At 72.3% G+C, this 14,570-nt stretch carries 16 protein-coding genes; 4 read left to right on the top strand and 12 right to left on the bottom strand.

Going from position 1 to position 14,570, the window contains the following annotated elements; genetic code table 11:
• Window positions 1-84: 84 nt before the first annotated feature.
• From SCNRRL3882_RS13060 to SCNRRL3882_RS13010, 10 genes are all read right to left on the bottom strand, one after another.
• Window positions 85-384, bottom strand: a complete 300-nt coding sequence (locus tag SCNRRL3882_RS13060; RefSeq protein WP_010040337.1) for a hypothetical protein — start codon at window positions 382-384, stop codon at window positions 85-87.
• Between the two features lie 10 nt (window positions 385-394).
• The gene (locus SCNRRL3882_RS13055) at window positions 395-1,048 is read right to left on the bottom strand and encodes a TetR/AcrR family transcriptional regulator (RefSeq protein WP_029181201.1); all 654 of its coding nucleotides are present in this window, start codon (window positions 1,046-1,048) and stop codon (window positions 395-397) included.
• 264 nt (window positions 1,049-1,312) lie between these two features.
• Window positions 1,313-2,320, bottom strand: coding sequence for a hypothetical protein (locus SCNRRL3882_RS13045; RefSeq protein ID WP_010040333.1), 1,008 nt, complete (start codon window positions 2,318-2,320; stop codon window positions 1,313-1,315).
• Between the two features lie 92 nt (window positions 2,321-2,412).
• On the bottom strand, window positions 2,413-3,351 hold the full coding sequence (locus tag SCNRRL3882_RS13040) for an AurF N-oxygenase family protein (protein ID WP_010040330.1): 939 nt from the start codon (window positions 3,349-3,351) through the stop codon (window positions 2,413-2,415).
• Window positions 3,352-3,499: 148 nt separating this feature from the next.
• Entirely contained in the window at window positions 3,500-4,960 is a 1,461-nt protein-coding gene (locus tag SCNRRL3882_RS13035; protein ID WP_010040325.1) for a penicillin-binding transpeptidase domain-containing protein, read from the bottom strand.
• Window positions 4,957-6,321 carry an FtsW/RodA/SpoVE family cell cycle protein gene (locus SCNRRL3882_RS13030; protein WP_010040323.1) on the bottom strand — a complete coding sequence of 455 codons (1,365 nt, stop codon included), beginning with the start codon at window positions 6,319-6,321 and terminating at the stop codon, window positions 4,957-4,959. The genes SCNRRL3882_RS13035 and SCNRRL3882_RS13030 overlap by 4 nt, the downstream gene beginning before the upstream one ends.
• A gap of 52 nt (window positions 6,322-6,373) precedes the next feature.
• Window positions 6,374-6,817, bottom strand: coding sequence for an SH3 domain-containing protein (locus SCNRRL3882_RS13025; RefSeq protein ID WP_010040321.1), 444 nt, complete (start codon window positions 6,815-6,817; stop codon window positions 6,374-6,376).
• Between the two features lie 179 nt (window positions 6,818-6,996).
• Window positions 6,997-8,250, bottom strand: a complete 1,254-nt coding sequence (locus SCNRRL3882_RS13020) for a sensor histidine kinase (protein ID WP_010040319.1) — start codon at window positions 8,248-8,250, stop codon at window positions 6,997-6,999.
• On the bottom strand, window positions 8,247-9,050 hold the full coding sequence (locus SCNRRL3882_RS13015) for a hypothetical protein (protein WP_010040316.1): 804 nt from the start codon (window positions 9,048-9,050) through the stop codon (window positions 8,247-8,249). The genes SCNRRL3882_RS13020 and SCNRRL3882_RS13015 overlap by 4 nt, the downstream gene beginning before the upstream one ends.
• Before the next feature lie 109 nt (window positions 9,051-9,159).
• Window positions 9,160-9,663: a protein-tyrosine phosphatase family protein gene (locus SCNRRL3882_RS13010; RefSeq protein ID WP_040903245.1), complete on the bottom strand. Its 504-nt coding sequence runs from the start codon at window positions 9,661-9,663 to the stop codon at window positions 9,160-9,162.
• 120 nt (window positions 9,664-9,783) lie between these two features.
• Between SCNRRL3882_RS13010 and SCNRRL3882_RS13005 the strand changes: the two genes are divergently transcribed.
• The gene (locus tag SCNRRL3882_RS13005; protein ID WP_010040312.1) at window positions 9,784-10,587 is read left to right on the top strand and encodes a nuclease-related domain-containing protein; all 804 of its coding nucleotides are present in this window, start codon (window positions 9,784-9,786) and stop codon (window positions 10,585-10,587) included.
• A 127-nt stretch (window positions 10,588-10,714) separates the two neighbouring features.
• Here the strand turns inward: SCNRRL3882_RS13005 and ligD are convergent, their stop codons facing one another.
• Window positions 10,715-11,596 (bottom strand): non-homologous end-joining DNA ligase, encoded by an 882-nt coding sequence (gene ligD / locus SCNRRL3882_RS13000; protein ID WP_010040310.1) that lies wholly within the window; start codon window positions 11,594-11,596, stop codon window positions 10,715-10,717.
• A 54-nt stretch (window positions 11,597-11,650) separates the two neighbouring features.
• Here ligD and SCNRRL3882_RS12995 point away from each other — a divergent pair, with 54 nt between their 5' ends.
• A complete protein-coding gene (locus SCNRRL3882_RS12995; protein ID WP_029181200.1) occupies window positions 11,651-12,682 on the top strand; it encodes a Ku protein in 1,032 nt (343 codons plus the stop codon).
• 191 nt (window positions 12,683-12,873) lie between these two features.
• Here SCNRRL3882_RS12995 and SCNRRL3882_RS12990 read toward each other — a convergent pair whose 3' ends face one another.
• Window positions 12,874-13,443: a helix-turn-helix domain-containing protein gene (locus SCNRRL3882_RS12990; RefSeq protein ID WP_010040306.1), complete on the bottom strand. Its 570-nt coding sequence runs from the start codon at window positions 13,441-13,443 to the stop codon at window positions 12,874-12,876.
• Between the two features lie 70 nt (window positions 13,444-13,513).
• On the opposite strand from SCNRRL3882_RS12990, the gene SCNRRL3882_RS12985 reads away from it, so the two are divergent.
• Window positions 13,514-14,197: an AzlC family ABC transporter permease gene (locus tag SCNRRL3882_RS12985; RefSeq protein WP_010040300.1), complete on the top strand. Its 684-nt coding sequence runs from the start codon at window positions 13,514-13,516 to the stop codon at window positions 14,195-14,197.
• On the top strand, window positions 14,194-14,529 hold the full coding sequence (locus SCNRRL3882_RS12980; protein ID WP_010040298.1) for an AzlD domain-containing protein: 336 nt from the start codon (window positions 14,194-14,196) through the stop codon (window positions 14,527-14,529). The genes SCNRRL3882_RS12985 and SCNRRL3882_RS12980 overlap by 4 nt, the downstream gene beginning before the upstream one ends.
• Window positions 14,530-14,570: the final 41 nt, after the last annotated feature.

Genomic DNA, 14,570 nt, shown 5'->3' with positions numbered 1-14,570 from the left:
CGGCCTGTCGCCGCCGGACACCGTGAGGATCAGGCGTGTGCGCGAGGTGCGCGCGCCGACTGTGCGCGGTTCGGCGCAACGCTGTCACCCGTCGGCGTCGTCCCGCTTGCCGGGCGGCGTGGCGTCTGGCTTCGACCAGGGCCAGTTGAGCCGGCGGGCCGGTGCGCCCTCGGGGTCGTACGCGTACTTCCAGCGGTGGGTCAGTCCTACTCCGCCCCCGCCCCGGGGCACGCGGCGGTAGACCAGGACGGTGGGCGGGCCGCCGGCCGGGTCCGGGACGGGGATGCGGTACGTCTTGGGCGGGTGGCCGGTGATGCCGAGCAGGACCGGCAGGACCCTGCCGTCCATGGGGCCGCCCTCGAAGGGGGTGTCTTCGCTCTTCACGGGATCAGTGTCAGACATCCTCGGCGAGCGCCAGGACCAGGGCGTCGGTCTGCGGGTCGCGGCGGGCGGTCACCGACAGCATGGCCACGAACTGCTCGACGAGCCAGTCGCGCAGCTGCCCCGCGGGGGGTTGCTTGTCCTCGTCGAGCCAGATGAGCGACGACGCCTCGACCGCGGTGATCCACATCCGGACGGTCATCCGCAGGCGCGGACCGGGCTCGGTGACCTCCAGGTGCCGGAAGATGTGCTCGGCGGCAGCGCGGCGTACGCCGTCGACGATGGCCGTCGTGCGTGAGGTCTCGACGACGCTGCCGCCCTGGAGGAGGGCGCTGAAGCCGGCGTCGTGCTCGTCGACGAAGGCCAGGTAGCGGTCGAGGGCGCGGGACAGGCGGGGGAGCAGGGGGCCCTCGCGGGGTTCGTCGAAGCAGTGCTGGAGCTCGTCGGCGGCGGAGCGGAGGGCGGCCTCGTACAGCTGCTGCTTGCCGCCCGGGAAGTAGCGATAGACCAGGGGCCGCGACACCCCGGCCGCCTCCGCCACGTCGTCCAGGGAGACGTCCTCCGGTGCGCGGTGCGCGAAGAGGCTCAGCGCGGCGGTGAGGAGCTGGCTGCGGCGTTCCTCGACGCTGAGGCGCCGGTAGGCGGGGGTGGGGGCGGCTGGTGTCATGACCGGCAGCGTAACCGGGGGCGGGTGCCTCCGGCGGTTGGGCCGGGGTGCCTGCGGCGGCCTGCGCGGCTTCGGTGGGGGTGCGCGTAGCGCCTACGCGCCGGTTGTGGGTCGGGGCCGCGCCGGGGGGTGTCCGTCCTCGGAACGGCGCGATGGGGCCGGACGCCGACTGACTGTCCGTTGACGCGCCGACCGCTGCGGGCGGACACCCCCCGACACGTCTCCTTCGGTGTGTACGCGGGTGCGGCCGAGTGGGGCAGCCTCCTAGCGGGCGTCCACGTGCTGGAAGTCGACGGCCGTGATGCGGGCGGTCTTCGTCGTCAGTTCGGCCAGGCCCTGGCCTTCGAACGTGTCGGTGATGAGGGCGCCCCTGGTGGCGCCGAGGGCGGACTGTTCGTCGTTGGGGACGAGACTTGCGATGGAGCGGTAGGACTCCTTCAGCAGGGATTCCTGCTTGTGGGCGGCCGGGAACAGGGCGAGGACGCCGCCGTCGGCGGTGCGCAGGGCGTACACGCTCGGGTCGGCCGGGGTCTTGGTGAAGAACTTCTCGGTGGCCTTGCCGTCGGCCGCGCCCTCGGTGCTGCTCCGCTGGTAGGTCTGCTCGGCGTTCTCGACCGGCTTCGTGGAGGTCAGGGCCTTGCCCTCCTTCTTGCCGCCGGTCTCCAGGAAGTCCTCGTAGGCGGCGCCGACCTCGGAGGGGGCGAGCTTGCCGACCTTGGTGTCGGGGTCGACGGCCTCGGCGAAGCCGTGACGGTCGATGGCGAGCTTCGGCAGGGGCTCGCCGCTGTCGGCCCACAGGGACAGCACCATCTTGTACGTGCCGCCGACCTTGTCGAAGACCAGCAGCACGCTGTTGTCGCCGTTCTCGCTGGACTTGGCCCGGACGGCGAACCAGGTGGCGGTGCCCTTCTCGGGGATGAGGAACTCGCGGTCCTGGTAGGAGAAGGGCTTGGTGTAGGCCTTCTGCTCCTTCTCCGGCCAGGTGTCGAAGAGGGTGTAGGTGGCCTGGTCCATCGCGTAGACCTGACCCGCCTCGACCGTCCCCAGGAGCTTGTCGTCCTGTGCCGCGTTGGCCTTGTTGTTGACCTCCTCGTAGCGGTCGGCGATCTTCTTGGCGGCGGCCCGGGTGACCACGCCCTGCGGGGTGTCATCGGCGCCGGAGTCCGAGGCGGCCTGACCGCCGCACGCGGTCAGGGCGAGGGCGGTCGTGACCCCGAGGGCGGCGGCCTTGAGGCGCGGCAGCCCTACGAGGCGAGTGGTGTGGGGGGACATGCGGTGGTGATCTCCTTGGGGCCACGGAGGGTGACGAGTTCAAGGAGGACAGTAGCCACCCTGCATGGACATGACGTGGCCGGGTCGGGCTCCTAGGCCAGCAGCCCCGACGACTTCCACAGCCGCCGCCCCACGCCCCGCAACACCCCGATGTCGTCGAGGAAGTCCGTCAACCGCTTGGACCCGGTCTGCATGACCTCGCGCCGATGCCCGCTCGCCCGTACCTGCGCGAGAGCCTCCCGCTGGTCCAGGCCCACGTTCGTGTAGACCTCGGGGTTCACGAAGGCCACCGAGAACACCCGGGCGAACTCACCGGAGGTGATGCGGGTGAACTCCTGGGACCACTTGGGGGCCGTCACCATCTGGCGGCGGAGCTCCTCGCGGGCGTAGCGGACGTGGCGGGCCTCCTCCACCACGTGGATGCGGGTGACACCGCGGATGAGGGGCTGGACCCGCTCGTCGGGGAACGTCAGACGCTGCATCCAGTCGAGGACCTCCTCGCCGAGGAGCGTCGCGGTGAAGGAACCCGGGGTGGTCGAGATGGTCTTGAACAGGCGGCCCAGGTGCTGGTGGACGCGGCTGACCGGGTACCAGGGCGTGCCACCGTGGGATATCAGCCGGGCGAACATCTTGGAGTGCCGGCACTCGTCCTCGATCTCGGTGAGGGCGTAGCGCACGTGCGCGCTCGTCGCCGCCTTGTCGTAGATGTGCCGGACCAGCAGCTGCATGAGGATGATCTCGAACCAGATGCCGAGTGAGGCCAGCGCCGCCGCCTCGTGCTGGGAGAGCAGGATCCGCTGCTCCTCGCTCATCCGCTTCCACAGCGGGGTGTCGTAGAGCGAGACCAGCTCCGGCGGCCAGAACCACTTGCCCTCCTCGAAGGGCGCGTCCCAGTCCAGTTCCTTGTCCGGGTCGAAGGAGTGCTTGGCGGAGGAGTCGAGCAGCCGCTGGGCCACCTGCTCCCGGTCCTTCAGCAGGCCCAGGGCATCGCGCAGGCCGTCGAGCGCGTCGGCTTCCGTCAGGGTCGTCATGGCTGCCCACCTCGTTGTGCACACGTCACTGTCCCCCTTATGAGACTGCCTGTCAGCAAGGCCGTCAATCCCCTGTGCGCCACTTGTTGACCCGGTGTCTACTTCGGGCGCGCCGAAGAACCGGCAGCGCCCGTGTGGGGGAGACTGATCAGCGGGACCCGAGCACCGCTTTCATCACCGCCCGGGCGATCGGCGCCGCGTCGCCGCCGCCGCTGATGTCCCCGCGGTCCGCCTCCGCTTCCTCCACGACGACCGCGACCGCCACCCGCGGCTCCAGATCACCGTCGCCCTGGGCCCAGGAGACGAACCAGGCGTACGGCGTACCGGAGTTGCCGAGGCCGTGCTGGGCGGTGCCGGTCTTGCCGCCGACCTTGGCGCCGCGGATCGCCGCCCGGCGTCCGGTGCCGTCCTCGACCACCTCCCGCATCAGCGCGCGCAGCCGGACCGCGGTCGAGGGGTACATCGCCTGGCGGACCGCGCGTGAGCCGGCCGTCGCGAGGGTGCTGCCGCCCGGTCGTGTCGTGCGCTCCACCAGGTACGGCTCCCGGAGCTGACCGCCGTTGGCGACGGCCGCCGCGACCATCGCCATCTGGAGCGGTGTGGCACGGGTGTTGTACTGGCCGATCGACGACAGGGCGAGCTGGGCCTCGTCGAGCGAGGTGTCGAAGGTGGAGCGGGCCACCGGGAAGGGGATCCGCAGCGCGGGGTTGTTGAAGCCGAAGGCCTGGGCCGTGGCCGTCATGTCCGTCGCGCCCACCTCCACGCCGAGCTTGGCGAACACCGTGTTGCAGGAGAGGGTGAAGGCCTCGCGCACCGAGGCGTCCCGGCAGCCGCGGGAGGCGTTCGTCAGGCGGGTCCGCGTCCCGGGCGGGGTGTACGGGTCGGGGGAGTCCGTCGGCGCGTCGAGATCCGTGACCACGCCGGCGTCCAGCGCGGCGGCAGCGGTGACGACCTTGAACGTCGAACCCGGCGGATACGTCTGCCGTACCGCCCGGTTGAGCATCGGGCGGTCCCGGTCGGCGTTCAGCCGCTTCCACGCCCGGGCCGCCGCGGCCCCGTTGCCGGACAGCGGCTGGGGGTCGTAGGAGGGGGCGGACACCAGGGCCAGGATCCGGCCGGTCGACGGCTCCAGCGCCGCCACCGCGCCCTTGCGCCCGGCAAGTCCCTCGTACGCCGCCCGTTGTGCGGCCGGGTCGATGGTCGTCACGACGTCGCCGCCGCGGCTGCGTGCGCGCGTGAAGTCGTTCCACAGCGGGAACGGCGCGAGCATCGGGTCCGTGCCGGACAGGATGCCGTCCTCGGCCTTCTCCAGGAGCGTCGTCCCGTACAGCTGGGAGGCGAAACCCGTGACCGGCGCGTACAACGGGCCGTCCGTGTAGGTCCGTTCGTAGCGCAGGTGCTCGCGGGTGTCCTTCGAGCCGGTGACGGGCCGGCCGTCGACCAGGATGTCGCCGCGCGGCTGCCCGTAACGGAAGATCTCCGGGCGGCGATTGGCGGGGTTCCCGTCGTACGCCGGGGCCTGGACGACCTGGACGCGGGCGGCGTTCAGCAGCAGCGCCACCAGCAGCAGGGCGCAGAAGACGCCGGCGTGCCGGATGTGCCGCGTCACCGGGTGTCCGGCCCGTCGTGCTGACGGCGTGCCGAGTCGCTGACCCGCACCAGCAGTGCCACGATCGACCAGTTGGTCACCACCGACGAGCCGCCCTGTGCCAGGAACGGCATCGCCATGCCGGTCAGCGGGATCAGGCCGGTCACCCCGCCCGCGATCACGAACACCTGGAGCGCCACCAGCGAGGCGAGGCCGACGGCGAGCAGCCGCCCGAAGGGCTCGCGCAGGGCGAGGCCGGCCCGGTAGCCGCGCTCCACCAGCAGGCCGTAGAGGAGGAAGATCGCGGACAGGCCCGCCAGGCCGAGCTCCTCGCCCGCCGTGGCCAGGATGAAGTCCGACTTCACGGCGAATCCGATGAGGACCGAGTGACCGAGCCCGAGACCGGTGCCGAGCACGCCGCCCTCCGCGAAGGCGAACAGGGACTGGGCCAGCTGGTTGGGGCCCTCGCCCGCCTCGATCGAGGCGAACGGGTGCAGCCACGTCTCGATCCTGCTGTGCACGTGCGGCTCCAGCCGGCCGACGGCGACCGCCCCCAGCGCGGCCAGCAGCAGACCGACCGCGATCCAGCCGGTGCGGCCGGTGGCGACGTAGAGCAGGACGACGAACAGGCCGAAGAAGAGCAGCGAGGTCCCGAGGTCCCGTTCCAGGACCAGGACGCCGACGCTCACCAGCCAGACGGCGACGATCGGGCCGAGGACCCGGCCGGTGGGCAACTGGAGCTTCCAGACGTGCCGGCCGGTGTAGGCGAGGGCGTTGCGGTTCGCGGCCAGATACGCGGCGAAGAACACCGCCAGCAGCACCTTCGCGAACTCGCCCGGCTGGATGGAGAACCCGGCGATCCGGATCCAGATGCGGGCGCCGTTCACCGCCGGGAACAGGATCGGCAGCGTGAGCAGCACCAGCGCGGCCACGACACAGACGTACGTGTAGCGCTGGAGCACCCGGTGGTCCCGCAGCAGGAGGACGACCAGGATGAACAGCGCCACGCCCAGCGTCGACCAGATCAGCTGGGCCGGCGCCGCCCGGTCGCCCGGGGTCTCCAGGTCGAGCCGGTAGATGAGCACCAGGCCGAGCCCGTTGAGCAGCACGCCGATGGGCAGGAGGAGCGGGTCGGCGTGCGGGGCCCGCAGGCGCACGGCGAGATGCGCCAGCAGCGCGAGCACGCCGAGCCCGGCGCCGTAGCCGGCCGCACCGGGCGGGAGGGCGTCGTGCTGGGCGAGGCCCACGGCGCAGTAGCCGTACACGGACAGCAGTACGGCCAGGACGATGAGGGCGAGCTCGATGCCACGGCGCCGGGGGAGGCGGCGGACGGCGGGTGCGGGCGGGTCCGCCGTCGCCACGATGATTCCGGCCTTGCTCATGTCCGGAATCTAACCAAATGAGGCGTGTGGTGTGCTTCTGATTGCCCGATAGTCAGCACCGGCGTGGCTTGCGGTCGATGGGGTCGATGAAGCGGGCCGAGCCCCAGGCCCAGGTGCCGTCCGTCAGGAGGTACCAGGTGGGATTGCCCTGCACGCTCTCGCCTTCCCACTTGCAGAAGATGGAGACGACGTCGCCTCGGTGGGCGAACCGGATGATCTGTGAGCCGCGGTTGGGCGCGCTGCGCAGCGCCAGGGTGTTCGCCGTGACGACGCCCCGGGTGGTGCGTGGGTCGCGGTGGTGGTGGTCGCCGTTGCCGCCGCCGTTCCAGTCGTTGTTGCCGTTGCCGCCCGAGTTCCAGTCGTTTCCGCTGGACTGGTCGCCCCCTGCGCCCCAGTCGTCGTCCGCGACGGCGGGGGTGACGGCTGCCGTGGCCGCGAGGATGCCCGCGGCGGCTGCTATGGAGAGGCGGCTGGTGAGTGAGGAGCGCAGGCGCATGGGGGTTACCTCCATGTGGAGCAGGAGTGTCAAAGCTGACTAACCGCCACATTAGGAGCGCCCGATGGCCCCCGCCCGTCACAGTGGGCCATAGGGGGAGCGCCCTGAAGGGACGCGGGCAACCGCACGAACAACCACGAACGACCCGTGGACGGACCACGACCCGCAGCCCCGAGCCCTCACTCCGTCGGCACCCTGAGCGTCGCCACTGCACCACCGTCCGCCGCATTCGCGAACTCCAGCCGGGCCCCCAGCACCTCGGCCTGCCCCAGCGCGATCGTCAGCCCCAGGCCGTGCCCCTTGGCACCGCCCTCCGTACGGAACCGCTGCGGCCCGTGCACCACCAGGTACTCCGGAAAACCGTCCCCGTGGTCCCGGACGGTGACCACCGGCCCGTCCACGGTCACGACGACCGGCCCCCGCCCGTGCTTGTGCGCGTTCGCCACGAGATTGCCCAGCACCCGCTCCAGCCGCCGCCGGTCCGTCTCCACGGCCACATCCCGTACGACCCGGACCTCCGTGTCGCTCCCCGCGCCCCGCACCACCCGCTCGGCCAGCGGCCCCAACTGCTCGGTGTCCAGCTCCAGCCGCTCCCGGCCGGTGTCCAGCCGGGAGATCTCCAGCAGGTCCTCGGTGAGGGTGCGCAGGGCCGCCACCCGGTCCCGCACCAGCTCGGTCGGGCGGCCCGGCGGCAGCAGTTCGGCCGCTGCGTGCAGCCCGGTGAGCGGCGTGCGCAGCTCGTGTGCCACGTCCGCGGTGAACCGCTGCTCGGCGAGCAGCTTGCCCTGCAGCGACGACGCCATGGAGTCCAGCGCGGCGGCGACCGCGGCCACCTCGTCCTGCGGGCGCGCCGGGGCCTTCGTCCGGGGGTCCGTACGGGGGTCGTTCACGCGCGCGTCCAGGTCGCCCGCGCTGATCCGCCGGGCCACCAGCGCCGTGGTGTGCAGCCGCCGCGTCACCCGCGTCACCGCGAACGCCCCGACCAGCAGCGTCGCCCCGATCGCCAGCCCCGACGACCACAGGATCGCCCGGTCCAGGCCCGCGATGGTGCGGGCCTGCTGGGAGTAGTCGACCGCCACGGCCAGGGCCCGGTCGCCGTCGGCGGGCCCGGCCGCCCACATCGTGGGGCGCCCCTCGAAGTCGGCGACCATGGTGCCGCGGTCGCCGGAGACCGCCAGGTTCCGCAGCGGCGGGGGCAGACCCGGGGGATCCACGCCGCCGCCACGCTTGAGCGCGTCCCCGGCCTCGTACCGCTCCGCCGCCTGCGTCAGCCGCTGCAACGCCTGGTCGCGGGCCTGGCCGACGGTCTGGTTCGTCACCTGTACGTGCACCAGGACGCCGAGCAGGGCGGCCAGCGCGCAGCACATCACGGTGATGAAGGCGGCGGCCTTCGCGGCGAGCGTCCCGGACCACTGGGGGAGCGCGGGTCTCATCCGGTGCTCGCCGAGGGGGAGACGGTGGGGGAGACGGACGGGGAGCCGGAGGGCGTGGCGGAGGGGTGCCGGGAGTGCGTCCGCGGTCCGGTGCGCAGCATCTCGTCCTGGGTGAGGAGCATGGCCCGCTGGTCCCGGTCCCAGGTCCACTGGAGGCGGTACTCGTAGCCCGCCACCTCGGACGGCGAACGGATGACGAGGGAACGCCCCGCCAGCTCGACGCCGCTGAGCGCGTCCTCCCAGGCCATCACCTGCGTCAGCCGGTGCTTCTCCACGGTGTAGACGCGCACCGCGGTGGTCTTGCCGGGCAGCAGCCGGAAGCCCAGCGTCAGGTCGTCACGCCCGTCACCGGTCAGGTCCCGGTAGTACGGCCTGAGCACCGGGCACCGTCCGCGCTCCGGGCCCTTGCCGCAGTCGGCCATCCGGCGGTTCGTGTCGCGGTAGGGCGCCTTGTCGCCGGCGTAGTCGCCCGGGCTCGCGGCGATCTCGGCCCGGACGACCCCGACCGGGTCCACCCGGCGGATGTCGTCGCCGGGCACCTTGACGCCCTTGACCACCTCGGTGTTCACCTCGCCGATCTCGAAGGCCGGACTGGACGCCGGCGTCAGCTCGGGCCACAGCCGAGCCGGCCCGACGGCCGTCGGCGTCGCCCCGGCCCCCTCCAGCCCCCCGGCGTCCCCGCAGCCCACGGCGCCCGCGAGCAGGAGTGCGACGCCGGCTGCACACCGGGCGACCCTTCCAGGCTTGCGGCGGCGGGTTCGGAGGCGGCCGGGAAGGCTGCGGACGCGGCTGACGGGCACTGCACTCCTGTGGTTCGAGGATGATCACACGGCTCGGACCGACCGCCGGCCCCGTACACCTTATTCGCAAGGAAGTCCCATTTGCGCGCGAGGGAGTCCGTTCGCCGCCCTACTCGGTCAGCTCCTCCAGCAGCCGGGCCGTCGCCAGCCCGGCCCGCAGGTACTCGACGAACAGTTCGTTGTGCAGCGCCCACGGCGAACGGCGGTCCCGGATCAGCCGGATCGCCGCGTCGGCGGAGTTCCCCCGCCGCATCAGCGCATGCGCGACGACGAGGCCGGAGCGGTTGTACCCGTGGTAACAGCGGACGAGGACCGTGCGGCCCTCGTCCAGCGCCTCGCAGGCGGCCTCGGCCAGCCGGATCACGCCGGCGAGCTGCGTCCCGTCGAGCGGCCCGTCGGGGATGGGCCAGACGTGGTGCGGGACGTCCGGATCGGGCCCGTGCCCCGGCAGCCGCAGCAGCGTCTGCACAAGGTCGAACTCGTCCCGTACGACGGCGAACTCCGGATGCCCCGAGGCCCCGGCGTACTCATGGCCGCCCATCCACAACCCGGGGACGACCTCGTTCCAGGGACGCTCCGGAGCCGGCACATCCGGTTTCCTGCGGGTACGCAACGGCGCCTCCCCTGCATCACCGCCCGAGGGGCCTGCCCGGCGGGCCCGGCTCCTCTCAAGGTAACCGGGTTCTTGCCCCCGCAGCACCCCGCCTGTTCCCATGGTCTGGGGTGATGGTGCATGGACGGACTGCGCGTCATACCGACCTGGCGGCACGGTCAGGAACGGCTGTACGTCTGCCTCCCGGACGGCAGGAACATCGCCTGGTACGACCGTGAGGCGGGCCGGGTCAACCTGCTGGGCGAGGACCGTGAGGACGACGTGCTCCGGGCCCTCGGGCCCTTCATCACCGGCCCGGTGGCGGTGGGGCCGCCCCCGGTGCCGACCCCCGCCGAGCTCGCCCGTCTGACCCTGCACCCCGACGACGACCTGGCCCCCAACCGTCCGGGCGAGGCCCTCCTCGTCGCCCTCGACCGCGACCCCGGCCCCGCTCGCCGGCTGCGCCCCGACCCGCGCCGCCGGGCCCTGGAGGCGGAGCAGACGGTCGGGGACGCCCTGGACCGCCTGGACGGCGCGGGCTGGCACACCGTGCACTCCGTCCCGCTTCCCGGCGGCAGCCGCATCCACCACCTGCTGATCGGCCCCGGCGGGCTGTACGCCCTGCACACCCTGTACGCGCGCAAGCAGCGGGTGACGGTCGCCGACCCCGTGGTCACCGTGGGCCGCCGTGAACCGACCGCCCTGCTCCGCCGCGTCCGCGCCGACGCCGACCGCGCCTCCTACGCCCTGACGGCGGAGGTCCGCCCCGTCCTCGCCCTGGTCGGCCCGACGGCCGTGTCGGTCCCAACCGGACCGCGCGAGGTCCGCGTCGTCACGGACCTGGAGGTGCAGACCCTGGCCCGCCAGGGCGGTGTCCTGAAGCCGGCGGACGTGGAGGCCCTGCACGCGATGGCACGGGACCGGAACACCTGGACACGGGTGTGAGGGCGTGCCGCCAGGTCCCTGGCTGAGGGCGTGCGGGACCCGTGCTGCTGCTGCGGGCATGCCGAGCGCCGTGGCCGCTGCGGGCGGGCAGTGCCCGTAGCTCCTGAGCGCGCGCCGAGCCCCGTCGCTAGGGCAGCCGGCCCGCGCTGTCCGGGTCGAGGAGCGGGGCGAGCAGATCGCCGTAGTCCTGCACCCGGGCCGCGATGTCGGTGGCGTGGAAGTCCAGCCGGCCGGGCGAGCCGCACTCCTCGACCTCCTCCCAGGTCACGGGCGCCGAGACGGTCGGCTCGGGGCGGGCCCGGAGGGTGTAGGGGGTCGCCGTGGTCTTGCGCGCGGCGTTCTGGCTCCAGTCGACGAAGACCTTCCCGGGGCGCAGGTTCCTGGTCATCCGGTGCAGCGCGAGCCGGGGCATGGCCTTCTCCGCCTCGACGGCCAGTTCCTTGGCGTACTCGGACACCCGCTCGGAGGACGCCCCGCGCACGGCGGCGAGCAGGTGCAGCCCCTTGGAGCCGGAGGTCTTGGCGTAGGTCTCGATGCCGTCCGCCGCGAGCCGTTCCCGCAGCCACAGCGCGACCTCACAGCACTGCACGATGCTCGCGGGCGCCCCCGGGTCGAGGTCGAAGACGATCCGGTCGGCCTCCTCCGGCGTGCCGACGAGCCACTGGTGGGTGTGGAACTCCGTGACGAGGTTGGCCGCCCACATCAGGCTCGGCAGGTCCTGCACCAGGACCATCCGGGAGGGCCCCTCGACCCGTGGCACCTCGGCGGTGGTGACCCAGTCGGGCGTACCCGGCGGGACGTTCTTCGTGAAGAACACCTGCCCGTCAGGACCGTCCGGATACCGCAGGAAGGACACCGCCCGGTCGCGCAGATGGGGCAGCAGGACCTCGGCGACGGTCGCGTAGTAGTGCAGGACCTCGCCCTTGGTGAAGCCGGTGGCGGGATACAGCACCTTGTCCAGATTGCTGAGCGGGAGCCGTCGCCCCTCCACCTCTGTGATAGGCGCCATACGATAAGAATCTCACGCGAATCGTGACAAACACTCCCTAGAGTGACCGGAAGGGTGCTGCACGTGAGATCCATATGGAACGGCGCCATCTCCTTCGGCCTGGTCAGCATTCCGATCAAGCTGGTGAACGCCACCGAGAGCCACTCGATCTCCTTCCGCCAGATCCACACCGAGGACGGCGGCCGCATCCGCTATCGCAAGTTCTGTGAGCTGGAGGACCGCGAGGTCACCCAGGGGGAGATCGGCAAGGGCTACGAGGACGCCGACGGCACGATCATCCCGATCAGCGAGGAGGACCTGTCCAGCCTGCCGATCCCGACGGCCAAGACGATCGAGATCGTCGCCTTCGTCCCGGCCGACCGGATCGATCCGCTCCAGATGGACGCCGCGTACTACCTCCAGGCGAGCGGCGCCCCGGCGGCGAAGCCGTACACCCTGCTGCGGGAGGCGCTGAAGCGCAGCAACAAGGTGGCGATCGCGAAGTTCGCCCTGCGGGGCCGGGAACGCCTCGGCATGCTCCGGGTGGTCGGCGACGCCATCGCCATGCACGGCCTGCTGTGGCCGGACGAGGTCCGCGCCCCCGAGGGCGTGGCCCCCGACACGAACGTCACGGTCCGGGACAAGGAACTGGACCTGGCCGACGCCCTGATGGACACCCTGGGCGAGGTCGACCTGGAGGACCTGCACGACGAGTACCGCGAGGCCGTGGAGGAGGTCATCGCCGCGAAGGCCGCCGGGGAGGCCCTGCCGCAGGCCCCCGAGCCGGCCGCGGGCGGCAAGGTCCTCGACCTCATGGCCGCCCTGGAGAACAGCGTCCGCGCGGCCCGCGAGTCCCGGGGCGAGGAGGCCGGCGAGCACGCCGAGGTCAAGTCGCTCCCGCAGCGGGAGACGGCCCGCGCGGCGCCCAAGCAGACCGGCGGCAAGAAGTCGGCGTCCACCGCGAAGAAGACGGCGGCCAAGAAGACCACGGCATCCGCGAAGAAGTCGACTGCCAAGTCCGGCCAGGGCACGAAGAAGACGGCGTCGAAGAGCACCGCGAAGAAGACGACCACGAAGAAGACGACCTCCCGCAAACGCCCGGCCTGAACCGTATTGGCCCGGAGCGCCGGCCGCGCCCTCGCGGCGCGTACGTGATGCCCGGCCGGGGCGGCCCGGCCCCGGCGAGCCGGTCGGCGGGCCGCGTTGCAGGGGCCCCATCGAGTAGCGCAGCGAGCCGTTGACAATACTGACGGAGCGGGCACCGCGTCTGCCCGGAAGCGCTCACAGGACGTGTGCGCTCAGTGGTGCTCGGAGACGAGCACCGCACGAGTGCCGGGCTCCAGCGCCTGGAAGACATGCGCGACATCGGCCGGGTAGCAGATGTAGTCGCCCGGGTGGAGTTCCACCGGTTCGTCGGCGATGCCCACCAGGGCCCGGCCCGAGCTGATCACGACATGCTCGACGACTCCGGGCGGGTGCGGCGCCGAGGAGCGCTGCGGCCCGGGCTCGGCGGCGACGCCGTAGACGTCCCGCCGGGCCCCGGGCGGTGAGGCGGCGAGGAGCGTGGCCCGGTAGTCGCTCTGCTCGGACCCGACGGCCGGCCCTTGTCCCGCCCGGATCACCTGCACCTGCGGCCGCGACACGGCAACAAGCCGCGAGAAGGGAATCTCCAGGGCCACGCACAGCGCCCACAGCGTCTCCAGGCTCGGATTCCCGGTGCCCGACTCCAGTTGGGAGAGCGTGGACTTGGCGAGCCCGGCCCGGCGGGCGACCTCGGTGAGGGACAGTCCGGCCCGGACGCGTTCCGCCCGCAGCGACGCGGCGATCACTTCGATCGGGGGCTTGGGGGCGGGGCCGGTGTCGGGCATGGGGTTGTTCGCTCCAGCGGTCTCTCGTTCGTCTTGACGAACATCGTAAGCCATGTTCACTATAAAAATCATGCGTTCGTTCTGGAGAACCCTGGACGGCTCACTGCTCCGCGACATCGTGCTGGTCTGCCTGGCAGTGGGGGTGATCGGCCTGTCCTACGGCGCCGTCGCGGTCACGTCCGGGTTCGCCCGGTGGTTCCCGGTCCTGATGGGGGTGCTCGTCCTCGCCGCCTCGTCCGAGTTCCTGTTCGTCGGGATCATCGCCGCCGACGGCAGCCCGATCGCGGCGCTGCTGGCCGGGCTGCTGGTCAACGCGCGCCATCTGCCGTTCGGTCTGGCGGTATCCGACGTCCTCGGACGGGGCTGGCGGGGAGTGCTCGGCACGCATCTCATGAACGACGAGACGGTCGTCTTCGCCCTCGCCCAGGACGAGCCGGAGCGCAAGCGGGCCGCCTACTGGCTGTGCGGCCTGGGCATCCTGATCTGCTGGCCCCTCGGTGCCGCGCTGGGCGCCCTGCTCGGCGGCGTCGTGCGGGACACCGACGCCCTCGGCCTGGACGCCATGTTCCCCGCCGTGATCCTGGCACTGATCCTGCCCACGCTGAAGGACAGGCTTGTGCGGCGCACCGCCTTGGCCGCCGCGGCCCTGGCCCTGGCCGGCACCCCGTTCCTCCCCGCGGGCCTGCCGGTCCTGCTGGCCCTGGCCGCCCTGCCCCTGTTCCCCGTCAGGACGAGGAAGAAGGCCGCACGGTGAGCGACATCGCCATACCCCTCCCGCCGACACTGGCGGCGATGCTCGCCCTGGCGGCCGGGACCTTCCTGCTCCGCCTCTCCGGGCCGGCCCTGCGCGCGAGATTCACGCTCCCGGAGCGCACCGACGAACTGCTGGAGATCTCGGCGGTCCTCCTGCTCGCCGCCCTGGCCGCCACGTCCGCCCTCACCGAGGACCACGTCTTCACCGGCCCCGCCCGACCGCTCGGGGTCCTGACCGGCGGGGTGCTCGCCTGGCGCAGGGCCCCGTTCCTCGCGGTCGTACTGGCGGCGGCGGGCACGACGGCACTGCTGCGGCTGGCGGGGGTCCCGTGACACAGTCCGTGCTGCAAAGCCGCCCGACGGAAATGCCGTGC

Source organism: Streptomyces chartreusis NRRL 3882 (assembly GCF_900236475.1).
Classification (GTDB): Bacteria; Actinomycetota; Actinomycetes; order Streptomycetales; family Streptomycetaceae; genus Streptomyces; species Streptomyces chartreusis_D.
This window is presented reverse-complemented; position numbering and strand designations above follow the sequence as displayed.